The sequence below is a fragment of the Aquitalea aquatica genome, from assembly GCF_013911085.1.
GTDB classification, from domain to species: Bacteria; Pseudomonadota; Gammaproteobacteria; order Burkholderiales; family Chromobacteriaceae; genus Aquitalea; species Aquitalea aquatica.
Map to the genome: position 1 here is coordinate 1 of NZ_JACERN010000006.1, position 15,301 is coordinate 15,301.

General features: G+C 60.3%; 15 protein-coding genes. 7 read left to right on the top strand and 8 right to left on the bottom strand.

Annotation, left to right across the window (positions count from 1 at the left end):
* Positions 1 to 287 precede the first annotated feature (287 nt).
* Positions 288 to 1,160, bottom strand: a complete 873-nt coding sequence (gene ubiA / locus H2Z84_RS01795) for a 4-hydroxybenzoate octaprenyltransferase (protein WP_181834455.1) — start codon at positions 1,158 to 1,160, stop codon at positions 288 to 290.
* Positions 1,160 to 1,678, bottom strand: coding sequence for a chorismate--pyruvate lyase family protein (locus tag H2Z84_RS01800; protein ID WP_258869261.1), 519 nt, complete (start codon positions 1,676 to 1,678; stop codon positions 1,160 to 1,162). Before H2Z84_RS01800 ends, ubiA begins: the two co-directional genes overlap by 1 nt.
* A 170-nt stretch (positions 1,679 to 1,848) precedes the next feature.
* Between H2Z84_RS01800 and H2Z84_RS01805 the strand changes: the two genes are divergently transcribed.
* From H2Z84_RS01805 to H2Z84_RS01815, 3 genes are all read left to right on the top strand, one after another.
* Complete coding sequence (locus H2Z84_RS01805) at positions 1,849 to 2,205, top strand: CidA/LrgA family protein (protein WP_124644711.1); 357 nt, start codon at positions 1,849 to 1,851, stop codon at positions 2,203 to 2,205.
* The gene (locus tag H2Z84_RS01810) at positions 2,202 to 2,915 is read left to right on the top strand and encodes an LrgB family protein (protein ID WP_181834457.1); all 714 of its coding nucleotides are present in this window, start codon (positions 2,202 to 2,204) and stop codon (positions 2,913 to 2,915) included. The genes H2Z84_RS01805 and H2Z84_RS01810 overlap by 4 nt, the downstream gene beginning before the upstream one ends.
* 208 nt (positions 2,916 to 3,123) lie before the next feature.
* A complete protein-coding gene (locus H2Z84_RS01815) occupies positions 3,124 to 3,582 on the top strand; it encodes a SixA phosphatase family protein (protein ID WP_181834458.1) in 459 nt (152 codons plus the stop codon).
* Positions 3,583 to 3,683: 101 nt separating this feature from the next.
* Here H2Z84_RS01815 and H2Z84_RS01820 read toward each other — a convergent pair whose 3' ends face one another.
* Together H2Z84_RS01820 and metE are read right to left on the bottom strand one after the other, a co-directional pair.
* Positions 3,684 to 4,535 (bottom strand): AraC family transcriptional regulator, encoded by an 852-nt coding sequence (locus tag H2Z84_RS01820; RefSeq protein ID WP_220272661.1) that lies wholly within the window; start codon positions 4,533 to 4,535, stop codon positions 3,684 to 3,686.
* Positions 4,536 to 4,804: 269 nt separating this feature from the next.
* The gene (gene metE, locus H2Z84_RS01825; protein WP_181834460.1) at positions 4,805 to 7,090 is read right to left on the bottom strand and encodes a 5-methyltetrahydropteroyltriglutamate--homocysteine S-methyltransferase; all 2,286 of its coding nucleotides are present in this window, start codon (positions 7,088 to 7,090) and stop codon (positions 4,805 to 4,807) included.
* 115 nt (positions 7,091 to 7,205) lie between these two features.
* On the opposite strand from metE, the gene H2Z84_RS01830 reads away from it, so the two are divergent.
* Positions 7,206 to 8,123 (top strand): LysR family transcriptional regulator, encoded by a 918-nt coding sequence (locus H2Z84_RS01830; RefSeq protein ID WP_181834461.1) that lies wholly within the window; start codon positions 7,206 to 7,208, stop codon positions 8,121 to 8,123.
* Positions 8,124 to 8,139: 16 nt separating this feature from the next.
* Here H2Z84_RS01830 and ntrC read toward each other — a convergent pair whose 3' ends face one another.
* The 4 genes from ntrC to glnA form a co-directional block, all read right to left on the bottom strand.
* Positions 8,140 to 9,588, bottom strand: a complete 1,449-nt coding sequence (gene ntrC, locus H2Z84_RS01835) for a nitrogen regulation protein NR(I) (RefSeq protein ID WP_181834462.1) — start codon at positions 9,586 to 9,588, stop codon at positions 8,140 to 8,142.
* Positions 9,589 to 9,615: 27 nt separating this feature from the next.
* Positions 9,616 to 10,671 (bottom strand): nitrogen regulation protein NR(II), encoded by a 1,056-nt coding sequence (gene glnL / locus H2Z84_RS01840; RefSeq protein WP_181834463.1) that lies wholly within the window; start codon positions 10,669 to 10,671, stop codon positions 9,616 to 9,618.
* Positions 10,672 to 10,771: 100 nt separating this feature from the next.
* A complete protein-coding gene (locus H2Z84_RS01845; protein ID WP_181834464.1) occupies positions 10,772 to 11,257 on the bottom strand; it encodes a DUF4124 domain-containing protein in 486 nt (161 codons plus the stop codon).
* A 172-nt stretch (positions 11,258 to 11,429) separates the two neighbouring features.
* Complete coding sequence (gene glnA / locus H2Z84_RS01850; protein WP_103526459.1) at positions 11,430 to 12,848, bottom strand: type I glutamate--ammonia ligase; 1,419 nt, start codon at positions 12,846 to 12,848, stop codon at positions 11,430 to 11,432.
* Positions 12,849 to 13,113: 265 nt separating this feature from the next.
* On the opposite strand from glnA, the gene H2Z84_RS01855 reads away from it, so the two are divergent.
* The 3 genes from H2Z84_RS01855 to mtgA all read left to right on the top strand — a co-directional run bounded on the left by H2Z84_RS01855 (position 13,114) and on the right by mtgA (position 15,202).
* On the top strand, positions 13,114 to 13,566 hold the full coding sequence (locus H2Z84_RS01855) for a rhodanese-like domain-containing protein (RefSeq protein WP_181834465.1): 453 nt from the start codon (positions 13,114 to 13,116) through the stop codon (positions 13,564 to 13,566).
* Between the two features lie 126 nt (positions 13,567 to 13,692).
* A complete protein-coding gene (gene aroE, locus H2Z84_RS01860) occupies positions 13,693 to 14,514 on the top strand; it encodes a shikimate dehydrogenase (RefSeq protein ID WP_181834466.1) in 822 nt (273 codons plus the stop codon).
* Between the two features lie 4 nt (positions 14,515 to 14,518).
* Positions 14,519 to 15,202, top strand: coding sequence for a monofunctional biosynthetic peptidoglycan transglycosylase (gene mtgA, locus H2Z84_RS01865; RefSeq protein WP_181834467.1), 684 nt, complete (start codon positions 14,519 to 14,521; stop codon positions 15,200 to 15,202).
* Positions 15,203 to 15,301: the final 99 nt, after the last annotated feature.

Sequence of the window (15,301 nt, forward strand, 5' to 3'; positions counted from 1 at the left end):
ATGGGCCCCGTCAAGCATGCCGACGGGTGGCCGGGGCGAGGTCTTAAGCGCCTGCCCTGTTTGAGCGATTTGACCTTAGCAAATCGCGAGTTCAGGCGCGCCTCTCCTCGGTCGGGTCCTGTCGGGCAGCCGCAGGCCATGCTTGTGGGGTGGCCTTGGAGGTGAAGGAGGGCTTGGCCAGGCAAGCCCTCTTTCCCGTCCGCCGCGCGGAAGCGGCAGGTAAACCATCATTCGCTGGAGTAGATTCCCGCCCTGTCGTTACACCGCCCAGCTGCCCAGCTACTCCATCACTTCAACAGATAACTGAGCACGATACCTGCCATCAGCACGGCGCCCACTTGGTTGTTGTCCAGAAAGGCCTTGAAGCACAGCTTGCGGTCGCGAGTGCGGATTTCCCGGTACTGCTTGGCGATCAGCAACAGGCAGATGGCCAGCGCGGCAAAGAAAGGCCAGCCCAGTGCCAGCTGCCAGCCGATGCCCGCCATCATGATGATGAATACGGCATGGCACAGCATGATGCCGGTGACGTCGTGATCGCCAAAGGTGATGGCTGAAGTCTTGATGCCGATCTTCAGATCATCCGGCTTGTCCGCCATGGCATAGGCGGTATCGTAGGCTACGGTCCAGAAGGCGTTGGCCAGCAGCAGCAGCCAGGCCAGCAGTGGTACATGATCGGTGAGCGCGGCAAAAGCCATGGGGATGCCAAAGGAAAAGGCGATGCCCAGATAGGCCTGCGGCATGGGAAAGAAGCGCTTGGTGAAGGGGTAGCTGGCGGCCACGAAAACCGCAGGCACGCTCATCAGCCAGGTCAGCCGGTTCAGCGGCAGGATCAGCAGGAAAGAGACGATGGCCAGCGCCAGCGCCAGCCACAGCGCTTCGCGCTCGGTTACCGCGCCCCGGGCAAACGGGCGCTGGCTGGTGCGCTCCACATGCATGTCGTAATGGCGGTCGGCATAGTCGTTGATGACGCAGCCGGCCGAGCGCATCAGGAAGGTGCCGAGTACGAAAATCACTACCACCACGGCATCCGGCTTGCCATTGCCGGCAATCCACAGCCCCCACAGCGTGGGCCACAGCAAGAGCAGGGTGCCGATGGGCTTGTCCATGCGCATCAGCTGCTTGTAAACGGTGTAGCGGTCCTTGAGCAGGGCGGTGTTCATCAGGTGAAGTCCTCCAGGGCGGGCAGGAATAGCTCGCATACCACCAGCGGGGCCTGTTCCAGTACAAAGCGGCAGCGGCGTGCCGTCAGGCTGGTGCTATCGCTTGCACAGGCCTGGTGCAAGGGATGGGACGGACCCAGTTGCTGATAGTGCAGCGGGCCGCGCTGCAGCTGTGGCAGGCCGCCAAACAGGGTGAGTCCGAGCGAACGGCTGCCACGGTCCAGAATGGGCTGCCATATCGGGCAGTCCAGCCGGGCGATGCTGCGGGCGTACACCACCGGGGTGTCGTCCAGGGTCAGCAGTACATGGCGGGCATACAGCAGGCTGTCGGCCGGCAGGGCAAGCAGGGCGAGCTCGTCCGGGTTGGCCTGGCTGGCACCTTGTGACAATACCTGCACACCGAAGCGGTGGCCGGTGGCCAGCAGTCGCTCGGTGAGCGATCCGGCTTCGCTGACGAAGGCCAGCAAGCCGGGGGCAAGGTCGGGGGGCTGCGGCAGCCAGTGTGTATCCTGAATCATGGCGCGCATTATGCCAAAGCCGGACAAGGCTTGTCCTGTTTGTTGACAGTAATACGACAATGGCCTTGTCTGTTTATACCGCACTGCAGCAGCCGCAGGTATGATGAAAGCCCGATTTTGGCCGACGGCCTGGCTTGTAGTGGTGCGCTGCTACAGGCGGAATGATGATCATGATAGAAACCCTGTTGTGGCTGGTGGGTTACCAGCTGGCTGGCGAGCTGATCAGCCGCAGCTTTTCCCTGCCTTTGCCCGGCCCGGTGTTGGGCATGTTGCTACTGTTTTGCACGCTGGCTGCGCGCAAGTCGGTGCCGGACAGCATGAAGCTGAATGTGCCGCGTTTTCTGTCACATCTGTCGCTGCTGTTCATTCCTGCTGGCGCAGCCGTGCTGGCCTATCGTGATTTGCTGGCCGGTTTCGGCTGGCAATTGCTGGTGGTACTGGCGGCGTCCACCACCTTGACCTTGCTATTGCCCGGCCTGTTGCTGAAGTTGCTGTTGGCGCGCCATCGGCACAAGGAGGAGGCATGAATCCGATGGCTGCCGTTGAGGTCATGCGTACTTCGCCGTTAAGCGGGGTATTTGTCACCTTGCTGGCCTATAAGCTGGCAGTGCTGTTCAACCGCCGCTGCAAGGGGCATCCGCTGTCCAACCCGGTGCTGATCGGCGTGCTGTTGTTGCTGGGCTGGCTGCTGGCCACCAGCACCAGCTACCGCGACTACATGAAGGGCGGGGTGATGGTACAGATGCTGTTGGGTCCAGCCACCGTCGCGCTGGCGGTGCCGCTATACGGCAATCTGTCGCGGCTGAAGCGTGCGGCCGGCCCGCTGGCCATCACCATCTTGTTTGGCGGGCTGGTCGGTATCGTCAGTGCGGTGGGCATAGGCTGGCTGTTGCAATTGCCGCAGCAGGTGTTGTTGTCGCTGACCACACGTGCGGTGACCACGCCGATTGCCATGAGTGTATCGCAGGGCGTGGGCGGCATTCCCGAGCTATCGGCGATGTTTGTCATCCTGTCTGGTATTTTTGGTGCGGTCATCGTCAAGCCGCTGTTTTCCTTGCTGGGCATGGGCGACGATATGGTGTTGGGTACTGCTACCGGTATTTCGGCACACGGTATCGGAACGGCGCGGGTGTTTCAGCTGTCTGAGACTGCCGGCGCTTTCGCCGGACTGGCGATGGGGCTTAATGGCGTGGTCACCGCCATTCTGGTGCCCTTGCTGGCACCGCTACTGCACTAGCGTCAGGATTTACCGTGTCGGGTAAGTGTTTGTCCGACATGTGGCTGACACAAGCCTGGTGTAGGCTAGCGCTGCTAGTTTTGCCGCGCGGGAAGCGTGCCGCAAGCGGCGGCAGGCGCAGTACACTGCGTGTTGTCGCGCCATGGCAGGTGACACTGTCCCGTGCTGTGGTGTGAGCAAGCGCCAACAACAATAACGGAGGTGAAAAATGGATCTGATCCTGTGGCGTCATGCCGAAGCAGAGGATGGTTCTGATGATCTGGCCCGGGCGTTGACCCGTAATGGCCAGCAACAAGCCAGCCAGATGGCTCAGTGGCTGCGCGATCGTCTGCCGGAGGATTTCATCCTGCTGGCATCGGAAGCCAAACGTTCGCAGCAGACAGCGGCGCTGCTAAGCAAGCGCTTTACTGTCATGCCGGAGCTGAATCCGGATGCATCCGTCGAGCAGGTATTGAAAGCCGTGAACTGGCCGGAAGCGGGCAAGACCATCGTGCTGGTCGGCCATCAGCCGTATATCGGCCGGCTGTCGGCCCTGTTGCTGGGTGAACAACCGTTGTTGTGGAGCGTGAAAAAAGGCTCGGTATGGTGGCTGAATCATCGGGTGCGCCACGATCTGGAACAGGTACGCCTGAAGGTGATGATGACCCCCGGCATGCTCAAGCCCTGATTGTCTGGTAGTTAACCGCCAGCCCTAGCCCCTTGCGAGGGGCTTTTTGCTGCCTGCTGGCATGGCCAGTGTTGCCTCATCAGCTGCTGGGCTGGGCGACTTCAGCCGGGCGTATCCTGCTCACGCAGCTGCCGCCACTCGCGGGGACTCAGCCCGCACTGCGCCTTGAACGCACGCGACAGTGCGGCTTCGCTGCCATAACCGACGGCAATGGCGATCATCTTCAGCGACTCTCCGCGCTGTAAGGCTTGTTGCGTCAGCCGGACGCGCCAGTTCTGCAAATAAGCCCCTGGCGTACTGCCGACCGTGTGGCGAAAGCTGCTGGCGAACACGCTGCGCGACATGCCGGCGATGGTGGCCAGCGCATCCAGCGACCATTCCTGGCCGGGCTGCTCGTGCATGGCGACCAGCGCCTTGCGCAATTTGGGATGAGACAAGCCAGCCAGCATACCGCCATTGATCTCTTTGCTTTCCATCAGTTGCCGCAGCAGCTGGATCAGCACCACTTCGAATAGCTTGTCGATCAGGGCGTGGCGGCCGCAGCGCTCGCTGAAGGCCTCCTCGAATAGCAGCGCCAGCACCGGCGCGGCACCATCAATCGTCTCCAGTGGCAGGCAGATCACATCCGGCAAGCCGTTGACGATAGGGTTATCGCTGCCGCCAGCAAAATGCAGCTCGGCACAGGTCAGGTCGGCACCGCACACCGGGTCGGTGATGAAACGACGGGCCATGGGCCGTGGATAGAACAGCAGGCTGGGCTCATTCACATATAGCGTGGGCTGGCCCGGATGAATGATTTCCATGGCGCCGGAGCGGATCAGGTGCAGCTGTCCGACTGCGCCGGCTGCCGTGAAATCGGTGATCCCGCACAGGGATCCGGAATGAAACATGCGCGCATGCACTGGAAAGTGCTGCAATAAGGCATTCAGGCGGTCGGTGCAGGATTCGGTCAATTCGGTACTCCCTGTTGATTTATCGGCATTTTATGTGGCCAGGAGTATTTTATCCAACTGAAAAGTAGCATCAGCATCCGCTACAGTAGCCTGGCCATTTCCTATGGTGGATGGCCGGGTGAGTGCGGGCCGCTTTTGGTTACGCCAAAAAAAGAGGGCTCCCGAAGGAGCCCTGATCAGCGGGTACCAAGCGGGCCGCGAAGGCCCTGAGAGAGAGTCTTGGTAAATAAATATTAAAAATACTTTTCAATAAATGCAATGAATGACGGTTAGCTAAGCCGTGCTGCCAACTGCTGGCGCAGCCTTTTCGCCACACTCACCATATTGGCCAGCGCAGCTTCCACCTCTGGCCAGCTACGGGTTTTCAGTCCGCAATCGGGATTGACCCACAAGCGTTCGGCCGGAATCACCTGCAAGGCCTTGTCCAGCAGGGCTGCCATTTCGGCCTCGGCTGGCACGCGCGGGCTGTGGATGTCGTACACCCCGGGGCCGATGTCATTGGGGTAGCGGAAATCGGCAAAGTCTTGCAGCAGGGCCATGTCGGAGCGTGAGGTTTCGATGGTGATCACGTCGGCGTCCAGTGCGGCAATCTGCGGCAGGATGTCGCCAAATTCCGAGTAGCACATATGAGTGTGAATCTGGGTGCTGTCATCAATGCGCCAGCTGCACAGGCGGAAAGCCTCGCCCGCCCACTGCAGATAAGCCGCTTGCTGTGCCTGCTGCAGGGGCAGGCCTTCGCGAATGGCCGGTTCGTCGATCTGGATGATGCGGATGCCGGCGTTTTCCAGATCCAGCACTTCTTCGTTCAGTGCCAGGGCAATCTGCTTGCAAACCGTGCTGCGTGGCAGATCGTTGCGGACAAAGCTCCACTGCAGCATGGTGACCGGGCCGGTCAGCATGCCTTTTACCGGGCGCGTGCTCAGGCTTTGTGCATAGACGGCCCAGCGCACGGTCATCGGCTGCGGCCGGGCCACATCGCCGACGATAATGGGTGGTTTGACGCAGCGGCTGCCATAGCTCTGCACCCAGCCCAGCCGGGTAAAAGCAAAACCGTTCAGCTGTTCGCCGAAGTATTCCACCATGTCGTTACGTTCGGCTTCGCCATGTACCAGCACATCCAGTCCCAATGCTTCTTGGCGGCGAATGGCCAGGGTGATTTCTTCCTGCATGGCCTGTTCGTAACTGGCTGTGTCCAGTTCACCGCGCTTGAAGGCTGCCCGAGCGCTGCGGATGCTGGCGGTTTGCGGGAAAGAGCCGATGGTGGTGGTGGGCAGCAGCGGCAGTTTGAGCCAGGCCTGCTGTTGGGCAATGCGCTGGGCAAAGGGCAGGGGGCGCTGGTCGGCGCCGGCTGGCAGCGAGGCCAGACGCTGCTGCACGGCCGGCCGGTGAATCAGCGGGCTGCTGCGGCGCTGTGCCTGCACATGGTCGCTGGATTGCAGTTCATTACTGATGCTGGCACGGCCCTGCTCCAGCCCGCGCTGCAGCAGCTTCAGTTCGTTCAGTCTTTGTACGGCAAAGGCCAGCCAGCTGCGGATATCGGCATCCATTTCGGTTTCGGCTGCCACATCGAAGGGGCTGTGCAGCAGCGAGCAGCTGGGTGCCAGCCACAGGCGCTCGCCCAGTTGTGCGGCCACCGGCTCCAGCTGTGCCAGCACGGCGCTCAGGTCGCTGCGCCAGACATTGCGGCCATCCACCACGCCGGCAGACAGCACCTTGTCATCCGGCCACTGCTGCATGAAGTGGGTCAGTTGCTCCGGTGCGCGGACCAGGTCCAGATGCAGGCCGGCGACCGGCAGGCTGTGCAATAGCGGGGCATGCTGGGCGACGCTGCCAAAGTAAGTTGCCAGCAATAGCTTGAGCGGGCTGCTGGCAGCCAGTTGCTGATAGGCCGGGGCAAAGGCCGCCAACCAGTCTGCTGGCAGGTCCAGCGCCAGAATGGGTTCATCCAGCTGTACCCAGGACACGCCCTGTTGCTGCATGGCTTGCAACAGGCTCTGGTAGCAACGCAGCAGGGCTGGCAGCAATTGCAAACGGTCAAAGTCGCCACCCTTGCATTTGCCCAGCCACAGCAGGGTGAGCGGCCCGATCAGCACCGGTTTGGCCTGGATGCCCAGCGCGCGCGCTTCGGCCAATTGGGCCAGCAGCGGCGCGGGGGTGGCGCTGAAAGCGGTATCCGCCTGCCATTCCGGTACCAGATAGTGGTAGTTGGTATCGAACCATTTGGTCATTTCCAGTGCGGGCTGGCGGCTATTGCCGCGTGCCAGCTGGAAGTATTGCGCGCTGTCCAGCCGGGCAGGGTCAAAGCCGAAGCGGGCCGGAATGGCACCCACCAGAATCTGAGCGTCCAGCACATGGTCGTACAGCGAAAAGTCGCCCACGGGCGACAGCTGGATGCCCGCTCCCTTTTGCAGCAGCCAATGGCGCTGGCGCAGTGAGCGTGCGCCCTGGCGCAGGGCTTGTTCGTCTATCTGGCCTTGCCAGAAATTTTCCAGCAGGAATTTGAGTTCACGTTTGGCGCCGATGCGGGGAAAGCCGGCCAGGTGCAGTGTGGTCATGGTGGGGTCCTTGTCTGTCAGTGTCCCCAGCATCGGTGAATCTGCTGTATGATTCAAACTCATTTTTTTGTTGTTTTGAATGAATTTAATTCATGATTATCGGAAAGCCCACGCCATGCTGGAACTACGTCATCTGCGTACGCTGATTGCCCTGCAGGAAACCGGCAGTGTGTCACTGGCAGCCGAGCGGGTGTTTCTTACCCAGTCGGCCCTGTCGCACCAGCTCAAGCAGCTGGAGGCGTATTACCAGCAGCCGCTGTTCGAACGCAAAACCCAGCCGCTGCGCTTTACCCTGGCTGGCGAGCGCCTGCTGGCATTGGCGCGTGATTTGCTGGACAAGGTGGCATCCGCCGAGCGCGATCTGGCGCGCATCCGCCAGGGCGAGGCGGGGGAGCTGCGGGTGGCGGTGGAGTGCCACACCTGTTTCGACTGGCTGATGCCGGCCATGGACAGCTTTCGCCAGCACTGGCCGGCAGTGGAGCTGGACATTGTTTCCGGTTTTCATGCCGACCCGGTAGGGCTATTGCTGACGCGGCGCGCTGATCTGGCCATCGTGTCGGAGGCCGAGCCGCAGGCCGGCATCGTCCACCAGCCCTTGTTTGCCTATGAGATGGTGGGCATTGTGGCGCGTGATCATCCGCTGGCGGAAAAGAAGGTGTGGCAGGCGCAGGACTTTGCCAATGAAACGCTGATTCACTATCCGGTGCCGGACGAGATGCTGGACTTATGGCGCAAGGTACTGCTGCCGGCCAGGGTCAGCCCGTTGCGCCGTACCAGCGAGCTGACGGTGGCCATCATCCAGCTGGTGGCCAGCCGGCGCGGCGTGGCGGCCCTGCCGTTCTGGGCCGTCAAGCCTTATCTGGAGCGCGGCTATGTGGTGGCGCGGCGGATTGGTGAGCAGGGGCTGAGCAGCGAGCTGTACGCTGCCTTGCGCAGCGAGGATGCCGGGCTAGCCTATATGCAGGATTTCCTGAGTACGGTGCGGGAGCGCAGCTTTGCCACGCTCCCCGGGCTGACCGTGCTGGAGGGCTGATGCACGGTACTGTGCTTCAGGCCTGCTCGTCATGGGCTTCCATGCCCAGTTCCTGAATCTTGCGGGTGAGGGTGTTGCGGCCCCAGCCCAGCAGATGCGCTGCTTCCACCTTGCGCCCGCCGGTGTGTGCCAGGCCAGTGCGAATGCAGCTTTCCTCAAAGCGCCGGCACAGATCGTCGATGATGCCCACCTCGCCAGCGCGCAGACGGCGTGCCACCTCTTCGGCCAGGCCTAGCGTCCAGTCCACCACATGCACGCTGTTGCTGGCGACCGGGCTGCCTTCACCGTCCGTCACCGGGCTGGTGGCTTCCGGTTCGCGCAGTTCGGCCGGCAGGTCGCCCACCTCGACTTGCTGGCCCGGTGCCATCACGGTAATCCACTGACACAGGTTTTCCAGCTCGCGCACATTGCCGGTGAAGCTGTGGAACTTGATCACCTCCATCGCCGCATCGGTCAGCCGCTTCGGCTCCACCCCCAGGCTGCTGGCGCTCTTGGCCAGAAAGTGGCGGGTCAGCAGCGGAATATCTTCGCGCCGTTCGCGCAGCGGTGGCAGGCGCAGGCGGATCACGTTCAGGCGGTGGAACAGGTCTTCACGGAACAGGCCGCGTTTGACCCGGTCTTCCAGATGCTGGTGGGTGGCGGCAATCACCCGCACATTGGCCTTGATCGGCACATGGCCGCCCACGCGGTAGAAGTGTCCGTCCGACAGCACACGCAGCAGGCGGGTTTGCAGCTCGGTGGGCATGTCGCCGATTTCATCCAGAAACAGCGTGCCGCCTTCGGCTTCTTCAAAGCGGCCGCGACGGGTGGCCAGTGCGCCGGTAAACGCACCTTTTTCATGGCCGAACAGTTCGGACTCCAGCAGGTCTTTCGGGATGGCGGCGGTGTTCAGGGCGATGAAGGGCTTGCTCGCCCGTACCGAGTGACGGTGCAGCGCTTCGGCCACCCTTTCCTTGCCGGTACCGGATTCACCGGTAATCAGCACGGTGACATGCGATTGCGACAGGCGGCCAATGGCGCGGAATACATCCTGCATGGCAGGAGCCTGGCCTAGCAGCACCGGCATGGCTTCCACGCCGCCGCTGGCTTCGATCTGGCTATTGCTTTCGGCCAGTGCGCGCTCGATCAGCTGCACCGCCTGGTCGACATCAAAGGGTTTGGGCAGGTATTCGAAAGCCCCGCCCTGAAACGCGGCCACGGCCGAATCCAGATCAGAGTGCGCAGTCATGATGATGACCGGCAATTGCGGGTGGTCGGCCTTGACCCGCGACAGGAACTTCAAGCCATCAGTACCCGGCATGCGGATATCGGAAATGATCACGCGCGGGGTGTTGTCATACAGGGCATTGAGTGCGTCGTCTGCACTGGAAAAGCTGTCAAAGCCGATGCCGCTGCGGCCTAGCGCCTTTTCCAGTACCCAGCGGATGGCTTTGTCGTCATCGATGATCCACACCGGGTTATTCATAGCAGCCCTCGTTTCTGTTATTTGGGTTCAATCCGTATTGCTGAAAGGCAGCATTACGGTAAAGCAGGTCTGGCCAGGGCGGGATTCGAATTCGATGCTGCCGCCATGCTGGTGCACATAGGCCTGGGCCAGTGTCAGCCCCAAACCGGTGCCTTCGGCGCGTCCGGTCACCAGCGGATAGAAAATGTGATCCCTGATTTCCTCCGGAATGCCGGGGCCGTTGTCGACAATCTGCAATTTTAATGCCAGCCCATGACGCTTGCGCGCCAGCGTCACCTGGCGGGCCACTCGGGTGCGCAAAATCACCTCACCATTACCCTTCATGGCCTGGATGGCGTTCTTGACGATATTCAGCACCACCTGAATCAGCTGCTCCTTGTCCGCCACCATCTGCGGCAGGCTGGTGTCATAGTCGCGACGGATGGACAGCCCTTGTGGATACTCGGCCAGGGCAATGCTGCGCACCCGTTCCAGTACTTCGTGGATATTGATTTCGCTGCGCACATGGCGGCGGTGCGGAGCCAGCAGGCGGTCAACCAGAGACTGCAGGCGCAGTGCTTCTTCCTGGATGACTTCGGTGTATTCCTTCAGCTCCGGCCGGTCGGACAGCTCGTGTTCCAGCAGCTGTGCCGCACCGCGAATGCCGCCCAGCGGATTCTTGATTTCATGCGCCAGATTGCGGATCAGCTCGCGATTAGCCTGCTGTTGCAGCAATAGCCTCTCTTCGTTGGCGATTTTCAGCTGCTGGTCGAGTGGCCGTAATTCCACCAGTGCCAGCCGGCTTTCAGCATCGACCGGCGTCACCGAGAGGGCAATGTGCAGCGGCTGCTCACCATGCGGGGTGCGTAGTTCCAGATCGTGTTCGATATAGCCAGCGTTGTGCTGCAGGGCGGTGCTCAGCGCCTGGCGCAGGGCCGGGCTGTCCTGGAACAGCTCAAACAGCGTGTGGCGCAATAGCTCGCGCCGGCCGATGGCCAACAGGTTTTCACACGCGGGATTGGCGAATTCCAGTACACCGTCGGCGGTCGTGATCAGGACCGGGGTGTCGAGTAATTCCAGGCCGGCAAAGCTGGGAGAGTTCATGGTGCTCCGGATCGAAGGGGGCTGTGCCTGGTGCTATTAGCAATAAGCACGCCAAGCCAGAGCACAGCGAATGCACGATTACGGAGTTAATTATGCACCATTATTGTGCAGATGATGTGGCCTGCCCCAATTCGCGGCGTAGCGCATCCACATTCTTCTGCCGCTCGGTGACCGCGTCTTTCAGTTTCTGCACCCGGTCGAGGTATTTCTGGTAGTTACGGGTTTCATCGCCATTGCGGGTGGCGGCTCCGTCGGTGTAAGCCTTCTGGGCGTCAGCCAGTGCTTTTTGCTCATTGGCCAACTCGTTTTCCAGAATCTTGCGTCGGCCTTGATCGCGCTTGTTCTGGGTGCCGTTGTCGACATTGGGATAGCCATCCGGGGTGGAGGCAGGCTTGCCACCAGCGCTACTGGCGGGCTTGCTCTTGCTGCTGTTGCCATACGTGGACAAGGGAGCCAGATGCATGGGCTTGGCGCCCTTGATCGGCACATTGGTGAAGGTGACATTGCCATTGGCGTCTATGTATTTGTACACCTCGGCCTGGGCGAGGCTGCAACTGAGCAGCAGACAAAAGGCAAGCGTTTTCATGGGAGTCCGCATCAGCAAGAAAAACAGGATGGTAGTAGCGATATGATAAGCAAAAGCCCGCCCCGCGTCACATCGGCCTGTCGTTGGGCTGGTCGGCATGAAAAAACCCGCAGGGCCATGAGCCGTGCGGGTTTTGCCACAGCCGCCGGAAGGCTCCGGCGGTATCTGGTCATTACAGCGAGTAGTACATCGCAAATTCTACCGGGTGGGTAGTCATGCGGGTCAGGTTCACTTCCTGCATCTTCAGTTCGATGTAGGCGTCGATCCACTCGTTGGAGAACACACCGCCACGGGTCAGGAAGTCGCGGTCTGCGTCCAGTGCTGCCAGGGCTTCGTCCAGGCTGGCGCATACGGTCGGGATCAGCTTGTCTTCTTCCGGCGGCAGGTCGTACAGGTTCTTGTCAGCCGCATCGCCCGGGTGGATCTTGTTCTGGATACCATCCAGACCAGCCATCAGCAGAGCGGAGAAGCACAGGTACGGGTTAGCCAGCGGATCCGGGAAGCGGGCTTCGATACGACGGCCCTTCGGATTGGCTACGTGCGGGATACGGATGGAAGCGGAACGGTTCTTGGCGGAGTAGGCCAGTTTCACCGGTGCTTCGTAATGCGGTACCAGACGCTTGTAGGAGTTGGTGCCCGGGTTGGTGATGGCGTTCAGTGCCTTGGCGTGCTTGATGATACCGCCGATGTAGTACAGGGCAGTTTCAGACAGGCCAGCGTAGCCGTCACCGGCAAACAGGTTTTTGCCGTCTTTCCAGATGGACTGGTGCACGTGCATGCCGGAGCCGTTGTCGCCAACGATGGGCTTGGGCATGAAGGTAGCGGTCTTGCCGTAGCTGTGTGCCACGTTCTGTACCACGTACTTCAGGATTTGGGTCCAGTCGGCACGCTGGGTCAGGGTGCTGAACTTGGTACCGATTTCCATCTGGCCGGCAGTGGCCACTTCGTGGTGATGCACTTCAACCGGTACGCCCAGTTCTTCCAGCAGCAGCACCATGGCGGAGCGCAGGTCTTGTGCGGAGTCAACCGGCGGAACCGGGAAGTAACCACCCTTGACGCCCGGACGGTGACCGGTGTTGCCACCTTCGAATTCTTCAGCGGAGGCCCAGGCAGCTTCTTCGGACTTGATCTTCACGAAGCAGCCGGACATGTCGGTGCCCCAGGTGATGCTGTCGAAGACGAAGAATTCTGGTTCCGGGCCAAAGTAGGCGGTATCGCCCATGCCGGATGCCTTCAGGTAGGCTTCGGCGCGCTTGGCGATGGAGCGCGGATCGCGGTCGTAACCCTTGCCGTCGGCCGGGTCGATCACGTCACACGACATGAATACGGTAGCTTCGTCGAAGAAGGGGTCAATCTTGGCGGTAGCCGGGTCAGCCATCAGCAGCATGTCGGAGGCCTGAATGCCTTTCCAGCCAGCGATGGAGGAGCCGTCGAAAGCGTGGCCGCGCTCGAACCATTCGTCAGCATCTTCCAGCAGAACGTGTGCCGGGATGGTAACGTGTTGTTCTTTACCACGGGTATCAGTAAAGCGCAGGTCTACGAACTTGACGTCGTTTTCTTGAATCAGCTTGACTACGTCTGCAACCGCCATGAATGTTCTCCTAAAGGCAACGTGCATCGAAAGCAATATTGCTTGATAAAGATGGTACGCCTCACTGGAAGCATGAAGCGTGCCAGGGTACGAACACTAATGTAATCATTGTGTCACAGGGCTTGGTACACGGCTAGTTGTTATGAATGCACCAAAATAATGCAGCTCGTGGTGCGTTTGCACTATATTTGTGCACCCAGTCGTGCGTGATGACTGCAGCCCTGCCGGCATCGTGGCATGAACCTATTACAAAGAGAGGAAAGCAATGGACCAGACTGATTTGATCCTGCAAACGGCCGCAGAACGCGCGGCTGCCCTGCAACTGTCGTATCAGGGCGCGCTGACTCCGCCCGAGGCATATTATCTGGCCCAGCATCTGCCTGGTACCGTGTTGGTGGATGTGCGCAGTGCGGCCGAATGGCAGTTTGTCGGCGTGGTGCCCGGTGCCTTGCGCATCGAGCTGCGCAGCTTTCCCGGCATGCAGGTTAATGCGCAATTTACCGAGCAATTGCAAGGCGCCGTCGATAAGCAGGCTGTGTTGTTGCTGATGTGTCGTAGTGGTGTGCGCTCACACGAGGCGGCTACGCAAGCCCGTGCTGCTGGTTACACCCGGGTTTACAACGTACTGGAAGGTTTCGAGGGCGACAAGGACGAGCACGAGCATCGTGGCCAGCTGACTGGCTGGAAGGCGCATGGCCTGCCCTGGGTGCAGGGCTGAGCACGACCTTATTGTTTGGACAGGGGTATTGACCGGTTGATGTTTATGACGTTACACGGCAAAGTGCTACCTCAGCAGATGAACCGCACGACGCGGAAGCACCACAGGAATCCAAGAAAGCTGATCATGATCAACCGTTACGCCGTCATCGGTAACCCCGTTTCCCATAGCCAGTCGCCGTTTATCCACAATGAATTTGCCAATGCCACTGGTGAAACCATCCAGTACGAAAAGCTGTTTGCCGAGCTGGGCAAGTTCAACGAAGTGGTCAGTGAGTTTGTCCGTGCCGGCGGTCTGGGGCTGAATGTCACCTTGCCGTTCAAAGGCGATGCCTACCGCTTTGCTCAGGAAGTTACCGAGCGGGCACGCGCTGCCGAGGCCGTGAATACCCTGACTTTCCGTGATGGCAAAGTGTTTGGCGACAATACCGACGGTGTTGGGCTGGTGCGCGACATCGTGGAAAACCTGGACTTCCCCATGGCGGGCAAGAGCATCCTGATCCTGGGGGCCGGTGGTGCCGTGCGTGGTGTGCTGGAACCGATTCTGGAGCAGAAGCCAGCCCGAGTGACCATTGCCAATCGTACCCTGATCAAGGCCGAATCGATTGCCCATCATTTTTCCCCCTGGGGCGAAGTGGTGGCCAGCGGCTACGAGGCGCTGGAAGGCAAAACCTTCGACATCATCATCAATGGCACCTCGACCAGCCTGCACAACGAAATTCCGCCCCTACCGGCCAATATTTTCACTGCGCGCACCCTGGCCTACGACATGGTGTACAGCAAGGGTCTGACGCCTTTCCTCAAGCGTGCCCAGAGCGAAAATGCCGGCATGCTGGCCGATGGCTTGGGCATGCTGGTGGAACAGGCTGCCGAGTCCTTCCATATCTGGCGCGGTGTACAGCCGGATACCCGCAAGGTCACCAATATGTTGAGGGAAGTGCTGGCCTGATCCAATGCGTCTCTTTCTGAAAATTATGGCGGTCCTGGTGGCCGCCATTGTGTTGTACAACCTGTGGATTCTGGCGCACGTGGTGTACTGGCGGAACCATAATCCTGAAGCCAGTGCCTTCATGAACGAACAGCTGGCCAAGCTGCAGGAGGATGACCCTAATGCCGAGTTGCGGCAGAAATGGGTTGCCTATGGTCAGATTTCGCCCAATCTCAAGCGGGCGCTGATTGCTGCTGAAGACGCCAAGTTTGCCGACCATGAAGGTTTCGACTGGGATGGCATTGAGGCGGCCTTCGAGAAAAACCTGAAACAGGGCCATATCGTTGCCGGCGGTTCCACCATCAGCCAGCAACTGGCGAAGAACCTGTTCCTGTCCAGCAAGAAAACGCCTTGGCGCAAGCTGGAGGAAGCGGTGATCACCGTCATGCTGGAGAACGTTCTCGACAAGCGGCGTATTTTCGAGATCTATCTGAACGTGATCGAGTGGGGTAATGGTGTCTTTGGTGCCGAAGCTGCGGCCCGTTATTACTTCCACACCAGTGCCGCGCGCCTGTCTGCCGGCCAGGCAGCAAAGCTGGCTGCCATGGTGCCCAATCCGCGCTACTACGACGAGCATCGTGGTGCGCCCGGCCTGGCGCGAAAAACCCGCATCATCCAGCGGCGCATGCAGTACGCCGACCTGCCTTAAGCCATGGCACGGCATATCTCCCCGGCTGGAAGGCCGGGGAATGCTCGTGTTACAATTCCCGCCTTGTTTATCCGTTCTGCCGCGCTGTAAAGCGCGGTA

Coding starts and splice junctions, on each gene's coding strand:
- ubiA (WP_181834455.1), bottom strand. CDS start 1,160: ATGAACACCGCCCTGCTCAAGGACCGCTACACCGTTTACAAGCAGCTG.
- H2Z84_RS01800 (WP_258869261.1), bottom strand. CDS start 1,678: ATGATTCAGGATACACACTGGCTGCCGCAGCCCCCCGACCTTGCCCCC.
- H2Z84_RS01805 (WP_124644711.1), top strand. CDS start 1,849: ATGATAGAAACCCTGTTGTGGCTGGTGGGTTACCAGCTGGCTGGCGAG.
- H2Z84_RS01810 (WP_181834457.1), top strand. CDS start 2,202: ATGAATCCGATGGCTGCCGTTGAGGTCATGCGTACTTCGCCGTTAAGC.
- H2Z84_RS01815 (WP_181834458.1), top strand. CDS start 3,124: ATGGATCTGATCCTGTGGCGTCATGCCGAAGCAGAGGATGGTTCTGAT.
- metE (WP_181834460.1), bottom strand. CDS start 7,090: ATGACCACACTGCACCTGGCCGGCTTTCCCCGCATCGGCGCCAAACGT.
- H2Z84_RS01830 (WP_181834461.1), top strand. CDS start 7,206: ATGCTGGAACTACGTCATCTGCGTACGCTGATTGCCCTGCAGGAAACC.
- ntrC (WP_181834462.1), bottom strand. CDS start 9,588: ATGAATAACCCGGTGTGGATCATCGATGACGACAAAGCCATCCGCTGG.
- glnL (WP_181834463.1), bottom strand. CDS start 10,671: ATGAACTCTCCCAGCTTTGCCGGCCTGGAATTACTCGACACCCCGGTC.
- H2Z84_RS01845 (WP_181834464.1), bottom strand. CDS start 11,257: ATGAAAACGCTTGCCTTTTGTCTGCTGCTCAGTTGCAGCCTCGCCCAG.
- glnA (WP_103526459.1), bottom strand. CDS start 12,848: ATGGCGGTTGCAGACGTAGTCAAGCTGATTCAAGAAAACGACGTCAAG.
- H2Z84_RS01855 (WP_181834465.1), top strand. CDS start 13,114: ATGGACCAGACTGATTTGATCCTGCAAACGGCCGCAGAACGCGCGGCT.
- aroE (WP_181834466.1), top strand. CDS start 13,693: ATGATCAACCGTTACGCCGTCATCGGTAACCCCGTTTCCCATAGCCAG.
- mtgA (WP_181834467.1), top strand. CDS start 14,519: ATGCGTCTCTTTCTGAAAATTATGGCGGTCCTGGTGGCCGCCATTGTG.